At 58.8% G+C, this 14,387-nt stretch carries 15 protein-coding genes; 7 read left to right on the top strand and 8 right to left on the bottom strand.

From position 1 onward, the window contains the following. Nucleotides 1-138: 138 nt before the first annotated feature. A complete protein-coding gene (locus tag CU100_RS14305) occupies nucleotides 139-357 on the top strand; it encodes a hypothetical protein (RefSeq protein WP_106717306.1) in 219 nt (72 codons plus the stop codon). 293 nt (nucleotides 358-650) lie between these two features. Here the strand turns inward: CU100_RS14305 and CU100_RS26895 are convergent, their stop codons facing one another. The 3 genes from CU100_RS26895 to CU100_RS14295 are packed head-to-tail and all read right to left on the bottom strand — an operon-like array spanning nucleotide 651 to nucleotide 3,543. Next, on the bottom strand, nucleotides 651-812 hold the full coding sequence (locus CU100_RS26895) for a hypothetical protein (RefSeq protein ID WP_170113840.1): 162 nt from the start codon (nucleotides 810-812) through the stop codon (nucleotides 651-653). Nucleotides 813-823: 11 nt separating this feature from the next. Then, nucleotides 824-3,148: a conjugal transfer protein TraA gene (locus tag CU100_RS14300; RefSeq protein WP_106717305.1), complete on the bottom strand. Its 2,325-nt coding sequence runs from the start codon at nucleotides 3,146-3,148 to the stop codon at nucleotides 824-826. Continuing rightward, nucleotides 3,148-3,543: a plasmid mobilization protein gene (locus CU100_RS14295; RefSeq protein WP_106717304.1), complete on the bottom strand. Its 396-nt coding sequence runs from the start codon at nucleotides 3,541-3,543 to the stop codon at nucleotides 3,148-3,150. Before CU100_RS14295 ends, CU100_RS14300 begins: the two co-directional genes overlap by 1 nt. A gap of 464 nt (nucleotides 3,544-4,007) precedes the next feature. Here CU100_RS14295 and CU100_RS14290 point away from each other — a divergent pair, with 464 nt between their 5' ends. The 3 genes from CU100_RS14290 to CU100_RS14280 all read left to right on the top strand — a co-directional run bounded on the left by CU100_RS14290 (nucleotide 4,008) and on the right by CU100_RS14280 (nucleotide 6,595). Next, on the top strand, nucleotides 4,008-4,718 hold the full coding sequence (locus CU100_RS14290) for a ParA family protein (RefSeq protein WP_106717964.1): 711 nt from the start codon (nucleotides 4,008-4,010) through the stop codon (nucleotides 4,716-4,718). Continuing rightward, nucleotides 4,715-5,089 (top strand): hypothetical protein, encoded by a 375-nt coding sequence (locus CU100_RS14285; protein ID WP_245419032.1) that lies wholly within the window; start codon nucleotides 4,715-4,717, stop codon nucleotides 5,087-5,089. The genes CU100_RS14290 and CU100_RS14285 overlap by 4 nt, the downstream gene beginning before the upstream one ends. Before the next feature lie 300 nt (nucleotides 5,090-5,389). Next, nucleotides 5,390-6,595 (top strand): DUF1173 domain-containing protein, encoded by a 1,206-nt coding sequence (locus CU100_RS14280; RefSeq protein WP_106717962.1) that lies wholly within the window; start codon nucleotides 5,390-5,392, stop codon nucleotides 6,593-6,595. Between the two features lie 93 nt (nucleotides 6,596-6,688). On the opposite strand, the gene CU100_RS14275 is transcribed toward CU100_RS14280, so the two are convergent. Next, complete coding sequence (locus CU100_RS14275; protein ID WP_106717303.1) at nucleotides 6,689-7,000, bottom strand: DUF736 domain-containing protein; 312 nt, start codon at nucleotides 6,998-7,000, stop codon at nucleotides 6,689-6,691. A gap of 724 nt (nucleotides 7,001-7,724) precedes the next feature. Continuing rightward, nucleotides 7,725-8,747 carry an ArdC family protein gene (locus CU100_RS14270; protein WP_106717302.1) on the bottom strand — a complete coding sequence of 341 codons (1,023 nt, stop codon included), beginning with the start codon at nucleotides 8,745-8,747 and terminating at the stop codon, nucleotides 7,725-7,727. Nucleotides 8,748-8,802: 55 nt separating this feature from the next. On the opposite strand from CU100_RS14270, the gene CU100_RS14265 reads away from it, so the two are divergent. Next, nucleotides 8,803-9,072 carry a hypothetical protein gene (locus tag CU100_RS14265; protein WP_146141850.1) on the top strand — a complete coding sequence of 90 codons (270 nt, stop codon included), beginning with the start codon at nucleotides 8,803-8,805 and terminating at the stop codon, nucleotides 9,070-9,072. Nucleotides 9,073-9,619: 547 nt separating this feature from the next. Here the strand turns inward: CU100_RS14265 and CU100_RS14260 are convergent. Together CU100_RS14260 and CU100_RS14255 are read right to left on the bottom strand one after the other, a co-directional pair. Continuing rightward, entirely contained in the window at nucleotides 9,620-10,204 is a 585-nt protein-coding gene (locus CU100_RS14260; RefSeq protein WP_106717961.1) for a hypothetical protein, read from the bottom strand. Nucleotides 10,205-11,121: 917 nt separating this feature from the next. Then, nucleotides 11,122-12,018 (bottom strand): DUF3991 and TOPRIM domain-containing protein, encoded by an 897-nt coding sequence (locus tag CU100_RS14255; protein WP_106717300.1) that lies wholly within the window; start codon nucleotides 12,016-12,018, stop codon nucleotides 11,122-11,124. A 68-nt stretch (nucleotides 12,019-12,086) separates the two neighbouring features. Between CU100_RS14255 and CU100_RS14250 the strand changes: the two genes are divergently transcribed. Both CU100_RS14250 and CU100_RS27665 read left to right on the top strand, forming a co-directional pair. After that, nucleotides 12,087-12,374: a hypothetical protein gene (locus CU100_RS14250; RefSeq protein WP_106717299.1), complete on the top strand. Its 288-nt coding sequence runs from the start codon at nucleotides 12,087-12,089 to the stop codon at nucleotides 12,372-12,374. Between the two features lie 203 nt (nucleotides 12,375-12,577). Continuing rightward, complete coding sequence (locus tag CU100_RS27665; protein WP_245419031.1) at nucleotides 12,578-12,874, top strand: HipA N-terminal domain-containing protein; 297 nt, start codon at nucleotides 12,578-12,580, stop codon at nucleotides 12,872-12,874. A gap of 153 nt (nucleotides 12,875-13,027) precedes the next feature. Here CU100_RS27665 and CU100_RS14240 read toward each other — a convergent pair whose 3' ends face one another. Then, entirely contained in the window at nucleotides 13,028-14,320 is a 1,293-nt protein-coding gene (locus CU100_RS14240; RefSeq protein ID WP_106717298.1) for a hypothetical protein, read from the bottom strand. Between the last annotated feature and the right edge of the window lie 67 nt (nucleotides 14,321-14,387).

Raw genomic sequence — 14,387 nt, 5'->3', positions numbered from 1 at the left:
GCCCGCAGGCGCAAAAGTCCCATTTCGCATTCTCGTACTGTCAGTCTTACACAGCCGCTTCAATTGGGATTATTGCGAATCCTTTAGCTAGCGGCTTTCAGCAGCCATGCATCATGCTGCTTTCAGCAGCCATGCATCATGCTTCTTAAGAAAGACCTTGAGCCTGTCGGCATAGTCGTCGGCGACGGCCTCTCGAACGCTCGGTCGCATGCGCCTTTGGCCATGACGTCAGCTTGGGAATCCGTCGAACACGCCGCCGGCGCGAAGGTGTCAAACACATCGATAGCGGAAGATGGGTGCGAAAACCGTATCAATCAGGCTGAACGCCGTGCCGGCGAAGAATGGCCCCTCGGTTAACTCGGCCTCAACACGGCCGAACTTGTCGAGCAGGGCTTAGCGCTTTGCACCATAGCTTCAGCATCCTTGGCGGTCTCGAATCCCAGAGGTTCGAGAGGATGGAGGAACCGAACTCGATCCATCCACGTGCCGCCCCGCGTCAGAGGGTCGGCAGGGCACTTTGCCGAGCGGGGAAATTTCCCCGATCTTCAGCGCCAGCGGTTTTGTCGCGAGACTAGGACTTCCGCGAAATTTGCCTATAATTTTGTGCAAAATGTCCGTCAAGTGTCAGTCCCGACACAAACAAATGAATATCAATTGAACCATGCCGACACAGTTCTCCACGCAAGTGTGAGACCGCGATCCACCAGTGCGAATACCATCATGGCGAAAAATAAAACGCCGCACACTCCTGCCACGCCCTCGCTGCTCTTGCGGTCTTCCTCAACCACGATGATCCGCCTCTCGTCACGCATCACATTGTCTCCTACCGTTCGCGCTCATCGTGGTTGCCTTCGTTCCGCTCTCTCGTCACGCGTTGAATTTCTTCCAAGCGAGGATCATGCTGTTTCGCGGGATCGCTCTTGGTTGTATTGCCGGGTTCATCCCGTGACGCGGTGTCCCCTGGATTTTTTCGACCCTGGGCATCACGATCATCAGGCCGTGTCTGCTTCTGCTCTCCTTGGGGCAAACCGCGATTGGAATTGGCGGCTTCGTTGGATTGCACCCTTGCGGAGGAATTTTCATACTCTCGCTTCTGGCGATCGCGTTCGAGCGATTGCAACGCGGCTTTGAGGTCGCCATCGATTTCCGCCACCTCGCGAATGATGCCGTTCCCGGACGCACCGAGCTCTGCCGCCTTGGTGATGTGTGTGTCCAGCTCCTTCTTCAAAGCAGGGACTTCTTCAGGCTTTTCCGTCGCAATCCGCTCGATCGCTTCTCGTGTTCTCTCGATATCGAGAAGCGTTTTGTTTGCGGCATCGGCCGCCTCGAATCCGTGTCTCTCGACCGCGTCGATCCAATGCCTTTTGTCATCCTGCGGACCGTCGGCGCCCGAGGATCGGTGATCTGTCCCACCAACCTCAAGCAGTTCGACGATCTCGCGGCGGACATTCACGAGTTCGCGCGCCGCATGCGCAATGTCGTCAAAATCGCGGCGCTCCTCAGGCGACATGGTTTTCTCCGCCTGGAACAGAGCGGTCTCGACCCGCTTTTCATAAGCATCGAATTCCGGCCGCGTCATATGGCGCATATCGTCACCCTCAGAAACAATCTCTGTCAACTTTACCGAATGTGTTCGAAATTGCGAGTCGGAATTTCCGGCTTCGTTGCGAACGGTCTCTCGTATCCATCCCTTGGTTCTGGGATCCGCCAGCCGGACCGTCTGCGATTGGATAAAGTTATGTTGCGCTACAAGCGCTTGAGAATGCTGGAGTTCACACCACTGTTCGCGTGCCTTCTGCATATAGGCCTGGCTGCGGGTCGTTGCTGAATAATTGGGTTGATCATCCCGTTTGGCATGGTAACGGCGCTCCGCTGCAGAACTGGTGCCTTTGTGCTGCGTACGACCGATCGTGTTCACAGGACGAACCTGGTTCCTCGAATAAGCGGGCGCACTGGCGCGATCACGGCGGTCAGTCATCTCCATGTTGATTCCGTATGCACGCGCCTTCTCGGCCATCGTCAGCCGCCACTGGCGAAAAGCAGCAATGGTTGTCTCGACCCTGTCGCCGGCATCGGATTGCATCGCGATGATGGCGTGGACATGAACGTGCGGGCGTTTGCCCCCTGCCGCCTCCGCCTTTGGATCGCTTTGTGCATCGTGAAGCGAGAACACGTAACGGTGGCCCGCGAACTGCTGGCCGAGAAAATCACGCGCAGCATTGTGAAACGCGTCCGTGTCCGTGCCCGCCCGAGCCGAGAGAACCAGATGCATAACATCGCGCGGCTTTCGACTGTGAAGCTGATCTCGCCATTCGAGTTGAACGAGATCGCCAGCCTGCTTCGCATCTGCAATCACACGTTCCTGTTCATCCTGAACTTGGCCCTTATGCGCGGTCACCAGCGATCGCACCTGGCTCGTACCGTAGTCCGTGCCGTTGCCGTAGCCCATAAACTGAAACTTCGTCCCCGTCTCCGCGCGCTCCATCCGCGTCTGCACTATCGCAGCTGCCGCATTGTCGGCCGTCAGTCGCTCACCGCCGGAATTTCTGAGCACTGTCACGCCATCGATTTCGAATCCGCTTCCATCGGCGCGATCAGTCACACTGAACACGAAGGCGCGGTCCCCCAGACCGTGCGTCACAATCTTCCGAGCCCGGTTGAATCGTTCGTCGTCAGCGGGTCCGCCGCCGGCAACCGAAATCCTGAACAGGCCAATATCCCGGCTTTCGGCCCTGTTCTTCATCAGATGATCCCACTCGTCCCCGACGGTGGAGAGCTGGTCACGGCCACGAAGCTGATCGCCACGTTCGTTCTCGACGACAACAGCGCCATTGCGGGCGACATAATTAATCATCGCTCCCAGCCTAGATCCGCCGCCAAATGATGCCATTTTGACAATGGCTGGCTGGCTTCCTGCGGCGAGCCCAACAAATCGCGCGCGCATGGGCCGATCGGCACGCCGCTGCCTTCCCGTCCGAACTCGAAACCCTGACTTTGGCGTTTCGGTTGACACTGCCGACGGGACACTCCCTCCACGACGGCGCTCATCCTCTTCCGGCAAGGTGCGGCGCCCGAGCGTCAGATCATGGAGAAAAGCTGCCTTGCGTTGCTCCCATTCGGTCGTGAAGGCACCGAGAAAAATTTCCATCACACGCTCCCAGCATGCCTGCGCGAGCCGCGTTCCGCAAAGGCCTGCAGTTCAAACAGCACGATGGCAACGACGCGTTGAACACCATCAATCGTCCTTTTCTCCTCTAGCAACTGGCCCGTTTCACCCCTGTTGCGCGCTCGTGCCAACTGGTTGAGATTGACGCCGACAGCTTTGATGTCAGACAGGAGCAGAAAAAGCACCGCCCGGTCCGCATCGGAAAAGAACGGACGCACCCCTGCACCTTCCAGGCTGAGGGAGCGCAAAAACCCCGAGACCGTCATCCCGGCGGCCTCAGCAGCATGCTCGATCTGCTCGATTTCGCTCCTGCTAAAACGCGCATGAACAACTTTGTCTCTCCGCTTTCGTCTTCGGTCATTGGCTGGCAAATGCATCCATCTTCCCTCAGTCGGAGTCAGGCCCCATCGACGGCTTGTCCGTCGATCGTCAGAAAATTTGTATCACAAATTTCCGTATCCTGCCAAAATCATTATTACCGATACGGTAACGTGTTTCAAGCCATCACCTTGCATTCGTCTCGTTGGCATTGCCCGTCGAGACCGGCCAGACCAAAGCAGACTGTATAAGCAGCACTTTGCGCCAGATGCCTCTCAACCGCGGGCCAGACAATTGCTTTGTCGCTATATATCGAGTGAACACACATCCACTCTACATGTGCACCTCATGCATTTGACGCGCGTGTTCATGCGGTGTGGAATATATTCCACACTGTATTGCGCGAATGCATGCCGAGAGTGCTCGTCTTCAAAAAGAACATGATGTATTCAGTTTTGACTTGCGCAGGCCCGTCATTTCGATGCATGATGGGCTTCTCGTCAGCACGAATATGGACGCGACCATGGCAAGAACCTACGCGGCGGTGAGCAACAAAGGCGGAGCGGGGAAGACAACCCTTGTAACGCTTTTGGCGGGAGAATACGCGCTGCGCGGTGAGCGCGTTCTCCTCATCGATGCGGACAATCGGCAAAATCTCGCAGGGTGGTGGAGGTTGTGTTCGGAGAAAAGCAACGTGCCGGAGCTTATCGATGTTACCGTTGCCTCCACACAACGTTCGATCGAGGCGACGATCAAAGATCGCGGCGCTGGGTTCGACCTCGTAATCGTTGACGCGCCAGGCGTGGACAGTTCGTTGCAGACGACGATCATCCGATCCTCCGCACTGGTGGTCTCGCCCATCCAGCCGGCGATCAAGGAACTTGAGGCAGCAGGTCAGACGGTCGCCGCTGTCAACGAGATTAACGACCAATTCGGTTTGAACATTGCCCATTTTAATGTGCGGACCCGCATCTCCGTACCCGGGCGAAACCTCGAAGCGTATCGCTACATCAGACCGTTCGTCGCGGGTCTGATCGCAGCACAATATCGTACACTCCTTCTCGATACCGAGCTCTTTGAGCGCAACATCTATCGAGAGATCCAGAACGGGCTTGGAACACTGCAAATGCAGGACTTGACGGATCCGGTCCGCAAAGCCCGGCTGGAGGTTCAAGGGCTTGTCGACGAGATAGAACTGCGACGAACATCCGGGACTTTCGAGGATGCCGCATGAGCAAGGCGGGGCTAGAGCTGAAGGATTTTTCCATTGCGGCACGCAGGACGGAACCGGCAACGGAAGTGATGCCTGACGTATCGGCGCTTCGTCCTGCAACCGCCGATAACTTTCCGCCCATGCTGTCGAAGCCGAGTGAGCAACAAAGGCGTGACGCTGCCGAAACGCGCGCGCGAGCACAGGAAGACACGCGGTACAGTCTGAAAAATATGAAGCGCGCGAAACAGCGCCACGTTAAGTTCTTTGTCAACATCGCGTTGGACTATGAGATGAAAGCCCGCTTGCAGCGGGCGGCACTGGAAAATGATTTAAAGATGACAGCGATCGTGAAGGCCGCTCTCGATTACTATTTGTCTGAAAATAGTTATTGATGCGACTGGAAAACGCCGCGATGCGAGCACGGGCTTTTCGCTACTGAGGAAGGTTCTGGTTTGAAGCGGACTTTAAATGAGGTTGTGAGTTTGACCTAAAGAAGTCCGCCGGATTGTTGAGGGTCAAGCTTCGCATCAGCAACGGTGCATGAGGAACTGATTTTGCGGGACGCGACCAAGGCAGATAGAAGGCCGTATGTCTCGGGGGTTATTGCCTTTACATAATGATGAGCGTCACGAAGCACCGGAACTTTGTTCTCGGACGTCGGCAATGACGTTCACCCATCGGAGAAAGCAGGCTTGCCGAGAAGGTTTCATATTGGCGACGGAACTTTTGAAGATCAGGCAGCCGATCTTCCCGAACGGCTAAACGCGGCCTATGTCGAAAAGCTGCGCCCTCTATGCCTTTGCCGCAATCCCGGAATTCCGATGTATGTCGCGCGCATAGGCGATCAATTCGTGATCAAGCGTATGCCTCTCAGCGGCGGCGCACATGATCCTCGATGCGAGTCTTACGAATCTCCATATGAACTGACAGGACTGGGACCTCTGGTGGGAAGTGCTATCCAGATCGATCATGCGACCGGGTGTGCCGCCTTGAAGCTTGATTTCTCATTGACGAAGCGTGGACCCCGCACGTTAGCCGGAAACTCTGGCGCGGAAAGTCCGTCAGCAGTCAACAATGAGACCCGCAAACTCTCGCTTCGTGCCCTCCTGCATTACCTTTGGCATGAGGGCGGATTGACCGAATGGACGTCGCTTTGGATCGGCAGGCGGCATTGGTGGCACGTCCGCAGCCACATTGTCGAAGCAGCAAGCACCATGATGATACGTGGAAAACCACTGGTGGACCGGTTATTCGTCCCCGAACCTTTCCGGGCAGAAGACAAGACCGCAATTGAGCAACGCCGCGCCATGGCGCTGGCGGGAATTCACCGGCGCGCGTCCGGTCCGCCAAGGCTCATGCTGCTCATTGGCGAGATCAAGGAGTTCTGCCAGGCGCGAAGCGGCCGCAAGGTTGTCATCAAGCACATGCCAGGTTTTGCACTTTTCATTGATGATACGTCGTTGAAATTGATGCAAAGGCGCTTCAGCCCTCAGCTGGAGCTGTGGCAAGCCAATGAAGCCTCGCGTCTGATGGCCATCATGACAATTGGCGCGAACGGATCCGGCCTGACGATGATCAACGAAATCGCCTTGATGACCGTGACCGGAGAGTGGCTTCCGGTGGAAAGCGTTTACGAAGAACGTGTGCTGGAGAAGCTGACCAGAATGCGGCAGAAGAGCGTCAAAGCGCTCCGTTTCAATTTGCCGGCTGCGCAGCCTGTCGCTGTTGCGACGCTGCCCGAGGCCAAACCGAAGCCCGTTGCACTTTATGTCGTCCCGCCTGATGCCGGTGACGACTTTGAATCTGTACTGGCCCATATGATCGATGCTCGGCCGGACGTGCGCTCCTGGATCTGGCGGATTCATGACGGAGACATGCCGGCGCTGCCGCAGGGATGAAGAAGACTGACCTGCTCGCCAATGCGCTCAGGGACTTTGAAAAGGTGACATGCGGTGAGCCCCGCTGCGACAGCGGGGCTCTTTTGCCTGAGGCTATCGGCGAGCGTTGCGCGACCAGATCAGCTGCAGTCCCTCGTGGCCCTGGACTTCGACGAGCGTCGCGTAGATCGGGGCTGGAAAGCTCGGATCGTCGAGTTTGACCGAAATGTAGTCGCGTTCACTTTCCCGGGCCTGTTTTTGCCAACCAGCGCCGAACTCGACATTGCCTGCCAGAACCCGGAAGTCAGGAGCGTCCTCGGAGGTGCGCTCAACTCGGAGGATCTTCGCCTTGACGTTGAGATTGAGGGTCTTGATTGTGCCGGAAAAGCCGTTTTCGGAAGCGGTGAAAGAGCCGATGGTTGCCATTGTCGTATTCCTTTACTGTTGCTCAAGCCGCGCCCATCGCGGTCTCGATGGCTGTCGACAAGACCGGAGGGGATCGGCCCGCACCTGACAGGGCCGCAACGAAGTGGAGGACGGCCATGGGCCGAGGCTTTCTTGTTGCGCGAGGAATGACGGCGAAGCCGGCAGGGGAAGAAAACGAGCCGGCCGTTGCGAGAGCGATCGAGCCGAGCGACGCGAGGCGCTCTCCGGTCAGACATGCCACATCGAGCCGCAGAGGGTGGGTCTTACGCAAGGGCTAAAGGAACAGAGGATGGCGCCGCGCGGCATGCACCGGTTTCGGGCAGACAGTTGATGCACCGTTGCCCGCCGACTTGCGAGCATTGGCCTCGGTCCGACTACGAGCGACTCCGGCGGGGCGAGTGGCAGGCGTTCGCCTGGCTGTGAGCACCTGCGCTGGCTGGATTCGGTCAAGGATGCGGGGGCGCAGGGTACCAAAAGAGGTACGCCCGAGCAGTTCGCACCGGTGTATCGACGGGACGACGGCCATTGAGCAACAGCGGGAGACCATATCCTGCGGCTGCGGATCGTGAAGAAATGTTTCCGCCCGCTGGGCATAGGCCGCCGGCCTGAAAAATGAAGCCTCATCATTCTTCAAGACCGCGAGCCAGAATGCAGCTTGCGTTATCCGCTCGCGCCCTGCCTCGGGGAAACCAATTAAATAGCGGCACAGTGAAGGCGGTGCCGATCATTCTGCCATCTCCTGTGACTGGATCTGCCGTGTGTGCATCCAGTCGGCCGCTTGTTGCGCTTGCCTGGCGGCGGTAAAGATGGCCTTGGGATCCTCCTTCAGGACCTTGAGCCACGAGGCAATATAGGCGGCATGATCGGGCCGCGGATGATGGGCTATTCCCAGATCAGCCAGGATGAGCCCGCTGAGAATTTCCACGCAGCATTCTTCGGCGGCATAGGCCGCTGACCCAAAGCGGCCGGAAAGATCGCGGCCCAGCCTGTGCTTGGCGCCACTGGCGTGACCGTTCTCATGCAGCCAGACACCATAGAATGACGCAGCGTCGCGAAACGAAGGGAACGAGGGCATAAACACGGTATCTGCCGACGGGCGATAATGGGCTTGCGGCCCACCGAACACGGTCTCGACGCCCAGGTTGGCGATGAGTGCCTCCGCCCGGGCGAGACGTTCGGTTTCGGGCAGCGCTGGAGTTACCGGGCGCTCGTAGCCGTCAACCTGCGCGATATTGAGAACGCAGAATGCGCGGGCGAACATCCGCTGATGCCCGTCATCGGTGTCCTCGTTGTCGCTCTGCCCAGAAACCTGAATCTCCCTCCACAACACGACTGTGGTGGAGCGTTCTCCTTTACGCACCTGCGCGCCGGCATCCTGCCATTGCTTGTAGGTACCCCAGAGGCCGTCGCTATATCCGGCCGCTGTACCCGCGGCCCAGAGCGCCAACGTATTGATGCCGCGATAGCGTTTGCCCGATACGATGTTGGTCGGACGCGCGTTACCGGTTCCATCGTGGAACCAGGGAGCGCGCCATTCACCTGTTCCTTGCTCGATAGCGGCGATGATCTCGGCGGTGACGCGGGAATAGACGGCGGCGCGCTCGAGCGAAGTGGAAGTGCTGGACGTTGGGGTTTTTCCGCGGTCGGCGGCGTCGGCCATTCTCGCCCCTTCAACCAACCGCCCTACTCCCGTCTTTCTCTCCAGCCGTCCATACCGGCGGCTGTTCCTGTCTTTCTGTCTTGTCATGATCGTTGCTCCTTCTCCGCCGGGGCCTGTCCCGGCGTCGGAGCAGCCGATTGCGATGCCTCAGGCGCGGCCACGCACTCGCAGAGCCGAAGCGTCAGCGGAGGACGGCTTCCAGCCGTTGCGTGGAACGCGCCGGGCATTGCGCGCTCCGATCACGCCGGGCGGGCTAACGGTGTTGGATGAGCGTCGCCAGCCTACGGCAAAGGTATGGCGCAGCTGGTGTGATACCGAGACCGAAGGATCTGCATCGGCCGGGAGCACGGGCGAGGCCGACGATTTCGCCGGAGTTCGGCTGCGCCGGCAAGCCGATCTGCGAAAGCCATAGTGCGAGCGGTCAGCTCTATGTGCCGGTATCGTACAATAATCCGGCTGCGCTTTCCGGGGTCAAGCAGGTCAGGCGGATATCGCCTCCGCCAACCCGCCGCAGTCGAGGCCACATCGCTCCCGCTGATCCGAGACGGCAGTCGGCATGAGGAAGCGGGAGAGCCGCCCGTAATTGCATCGCGACAATTGTCGCCACGTTGATCGCGCAGGCCAGTTGTACGCCCGGTCCATTCGCCTTCGACCCTGGTTCGCCTTTCGAGGTTGAGGCCGAGCTTGGATGGAAATCTTATCGTCCTCGCGGACGTTGACATTCTCCATTCGTTTGAGCGCCATGTTTCGAGTTGCGCAATCGACTGGTGGCGTCCAGTTGTTCGCCTTTTGCTCAGGCGCAGCCGCTGTTGACAGGGAGATGAGATCGAGCCGAAACGCGGTGGAAGACAGGCTGGGCCCTCCTCCGCGATGGCAGGCGGCAAGGACACAAAAGTCGCGCGGCCCATCGTGGCGGCCGCTTTAAAAAGAGAAGGCGGGGCCGAAGCCCCGCAGAAGACCTAGTCGAACGCCGTCATCTGGGCCCGAGCCGTCTTTTGATCAATCGATGTGCCGGGCTGTTCAACGACGCGCTCGTAGGGTTTCCAGGTCTCGCCTGTGATGTCTTCATAGGCAGCGACGGCACCTTCGGCTGCCATCCTCAGCATATGAGCCTGCAGGCCCATACCGGCGGCGAATTCGCGCTTGCGTTGGGCCCGGCTGTCAAAACCGATGGGATCAGTCAGATCTTCGTCGCGATATTCGTTTGCAAGTTTGCTGGTGAGGTCGCGGGCTTCTGTCACCGAGCGGCTGTAGAATTGACCAGCGCCGTAGGCGGAGCCGACGAAGGAACCGGCGATGCGATGCATGTGGATCTGCATGGCTTTTTCGCCAAGCCCGTCTTTCAGCGCTTCGGCGCTCTCGATCAGCTGCGAATGATGGAGACGGCAGATGCCGTCGCTATCGGGAACGGCAAGGCCAAAGCTTTCGCATAGGCGTAGTGCCTGGGCCGCGTCCGGGCAGACGTGTCTCACCATTTCGAAGGTTGTCACGCGCTGGAATCTGGAGGGGTTAGGCTTTTGTCTGGAGTGGGAATTGCTGGTCATGATGGCGTCCTTTATGTGCGATGTTTCAGAAATGCCCGCGAGCCGGTTCGTTCGTTGGCTCTGTTCCTCGGGTGCGGTCGAAAGGACATGGGCGCTGAGGAGCCGGCCCAGGGCCAGGGCGCTGCCGGACCAAGCGAGGCAGGGTTGCGGATGGGGCGGGCCGCTCTCGGGGCGGCCTGTGACAGACGCGGCGCTGCCTTGTGCGGTCGCAGCGATCCTGTCGCAAGGCGGCGCGACAGCGGCCTTGGACCGGGGACGCGGCCATGTCAGACCGCAGCAACATCGAGGAACAGAGCCGGATGAATGAACGCCCAGCAGGATCTCCGATCGCGCAAGGACACCATGGCGGCTTGGCCCACCTCGGCAACTCGAGCGGTCCCGCCGCACTTTCCACATGCGCGCTTGCCGGGAACCACGGGAGCTGAACCCATCCCGACGCGCGGCTCGCCGGCATACGCTGGCGCTGCGGGAGTTTGACGGCTTGCAGAAAGTCGTCTCGAGTTCGTCAACCGCGCCATTGCCGGCCAGCAATAGCCAACAGCTGCTGCAGCAGCATCAGCATCCGGCCAACCTGAGGCGGGAGATGTCGGGACACCGGGCCGGCAGGTCCTCTCGACCAGGGTTGGAGGAAATTGGAAATCGACCGGTCGCTTCGCCGCCGTCCCAGCTGGGCGCCGGTGCATGCAGGCGGGATCACCCCTTGCAATCAAGCGGGGCCCCTACCGGGAGATGCGAACGGCGGGCCGGTCGTCACCGAGAAGGTCAACGCTCCGGTGGTGGAGAAATATATGTGGTTGCTGTCTCGAAAGCTTCCGAACAACCTGGAGCACATGGGCTTTGACGCAAAGCGACCTGCAGATCGCAATGATAAGCCCAATGGATTTCTCCCGCAGCGCTTGCCCCCCTTTGCGGCGCCGTCACGCATGCCTTCGTCGCAGGACATCATTCCAGTCGTCAACCCGGGGCCTCAGCCGCGCGTATCCGCAATCCAACGACGTCGCGATCTGACGAATGCGATCAGCGAACGCCTCTCCTTGCGGATTGGCATCCGTCGCAGCGACAAAAATCATACCACCGACCTTGGCTGCATGTTCGATATCGGCAACTGTGCCCTGCGACCAGCCACCCGCCGTGCTGACATACAAGGTGTCGGATCGCATGTTCTCAAGGGCCGCCAGGCTCAGCGCGTCAATTGCGGCCTCGGTTATGCACATGCGCAAGCCGCGCTGATTGCCCAGCCGGAACAGGGCCTTTGATCCGCCGGCTGAAAAGCTGCGCCAATCCGGGCCGCGCTCCTCCCAGCCGGTTATCCGGCATTGCCGATCCATATGTTTTGCGCACATGCTGCCACGGGGTCCCTCGCGTACGACGTCGTGGTTAATCGCTGCCTGCAGAATGCTGGCGGGGATCCGCCGAACCTGGCTGAGATAGAACCAGCTCGGCGAGGAAGGGCAGAGCCTGCGCCGCCTTTCCCAACGCTCACCGATGGGGGCAAACCGGCGGGGAACAGAACTTTGCGACGACCATGTCATATGTGCAGGCTGAAAGCTCACCAGCTTGCCAACCCTTTGCAGGGCTTGGCAGAAATCGCACTGATGCAGGTAAGAGGCCAGGGCAAATACGTCACCCTTCTTGTCTGACAGCGGGTCAAACCATCCTCGGCCTTGATGAATGACGATGATGATCCCGTCGCCGCGCCGATATTTTGTCGCGCCTCTGGTGCTCTCTTTCGGATCGATCACAAAGGCTGCCTCCTCCAAAATAGCGGCGCAGGGGACTTTCTGGCGCAAGTGCTCAATATCTTCTCTTTGCATTTTTCGTCTCCTGTTCTTCTGATCTCCCTTTCTTCGGGAGCCAACCACTTCGGCTCCGCGAAGGCCGAATGGTGCAAGGGCGCGATTGCAACAAGGAGCCGTGCCGGTCTGACCGCGGCAACGCTTCCCTTGCGCCATTCAGGCCGCAAGCGGCACTTCTTGGCGGCCGCGCATGCCATCCTGGCTTGTCAGGCAAGACGTGGACACTTTATCGGTTCGCAGGCCTCGCCAAGGATCTTGAGGGCATGAGGGAGCTGTTCGCCGAAGAAATCGACTGGTTGTGCCCGGAGGGAGCGAGCTGCCTTGGACCGGACAACGCACCAAAGGAAGCCAAGCACCGGAATTCTTCGCGGTGATGTGCGATCTCCGCCCATGTCTCCATGCTGTAGTCGTCGTCACCTCCGGAAACTTGACGATGGAGAGATGTCCGTGCTGGTCGCCACACTCCGCAGACAGGAGGCGAAGGGTAGGACGGCACCGGATGATCCGGATTGGTCGATGCGGACGGCGCGTCATTCTGATGCCCGTCTAAAGGGCCCATGACGTTCTCGGTGAAAGCTTGACACCCGTTGGCCAACTGCGGTTCACGCAGACGGGGCCGCGGCAGTTCTCGACCTTTGCCCAGAATCCAGCCTGGATCGAAAATCCGCGCGCCTTCGCGGTGCAGCCAACCTTTCCCGTTGACGCTGGGCCATTTCACACATCTGGTCAGCCCAGAAACATGCGCGACGCATTGGCGGGCGTCTTCGCCGACGCCGCGCCGGATAGCTGGGGCACGTGCCAGCCTTCATCAAGGATCAGATCGAGATGGCATTCCTCATTTAACGCACCAAATATGGAGAATGGGTTCTATTAAGTGTTCATATATGACTTATTATAACTGAACTTTTCCATTGCTGCGTTTCTCACGATCCTTGAGAAAGTGCTGACCGAGCGCTGAATCCCTGCCTGGTGGCGAACGAATCCCCTCTGAGAGCTCAGCCCGCTGGACGCATCAATGCCCGGACGGTCAGCTTTCAGGATCGATCATATCAAGAAATCTGCCAATATCATCGCTGCCATGTTCCGGTGGGCTGCCGGCCATCACCGCGACGCAGAAGGCAATCAGCGAGGAGGCGGGCGTGTGGCTTCTTGCCCCGGCGCGCAGGTCCATCACGAGCGTCGGGCACAGGAAAAGTGCCAGACGGACAACCATGCGCCAATCATCGGGCAACAATGCGCGCTGTTTCAACTCGCCCAGAAGCGGGCGCCACAGATGTTTCGCCTTCACTTCAAGCAATGATCTGCGCACAGGCGCCAGCTTCCAGTCGGTTTCGACATGCAGTTCATCGGCATCCCGCCGCACCGACGCCTTGAAAGTCCGGTCGGCGATCGCCGGGTCATAAAGCCAGAAGGGATGCGCGAAAATATTGTGAAACGTCGCCTTGACTTCCGCCAGAAGCGCCGGAACGTTGGAACCGGCAAAGGCCGGATCGAAAAAGGAAAGCTGCGCTTTCCCGCCGGACACGGCTGTATACCAGACATTGGCATTGTGAGCGTCGCCATGAGCAACGACCCCGCCATTATCGGCAAGTCGGCTCGGGTTTAGCCGGACATATGCCGCATGGAAGAGCTCGCCGATGCTTGATCCATAGCGGCGGCCGTTGATCACAAATTTCAGGTGCGAGAATTCGTCCCATCCGAGCTCGACGCCGGGAAAGCGAAACGTCTTGCCCATGTAGAAATCGGCAAAGCGTCCGCCGGGAAAGGACCGCGTGGCAGGATCAATGAGGCGTTCATGAAAAAGCCGGTGAATTGGTTCGGCGGCGGCCTCGTCCACACTGATCGGGTGCAGCGTCTCCCGATAGACGGCAAGCAGCTTTGTACTCAGGTTCCTCTCGGCTTCAATAGCCCTTGTGCGTTCCTCTGGATCGTCCGTCAGATCAAGTTCGCGCAGGACGTCGGAGAAGCGAGGATCGTTGCGCCTGCGATAGATCAAAATCTGTTCTCCAGGCAGAACCGACATGTGCACGGGCTGGTCGACGGGCAGACCGGCATTGGCAAGGATGTCCGCGCGATAATACTCGCCGGTCATGTCTTCCTCACCCTCCTCCTGATGAAACTTGAAAAAGAAATCCTCGCCATCGCAGCTGAAAAAGCCATTCAAGGAATTGAGACTGTACTGATCGTAATTTATGCGCAGATCCGATGCGGGCATGGCAAACAGGTCGAGCAGCAAATCCGCCAGCATTCGCTCGGCCCGCGATTGTTCAACCCGGGCTATTCTCCTTATTTCTGCCGTCCGGCTGGTCTTTTCGTTCATCGCAATCCGATCCCTTCCGAGCCGATGCAAGGCGGCACATTTTCAGTCTTGATCTGGCATTCAGGTT

It is taken from the genome of Phyllobacterium endophyticum, from assembly GCF_003010935.1.
GTDB lineage: Bacteria > Pseudomonadota > Alphaproteobacteria > Rhizobiales > Rhizobiaceae > Phyllobacterium > Phyllobacterium endophyticum.
This window is presented reverse-complemented; position numbering and strand designations above follow the sequence as displayed.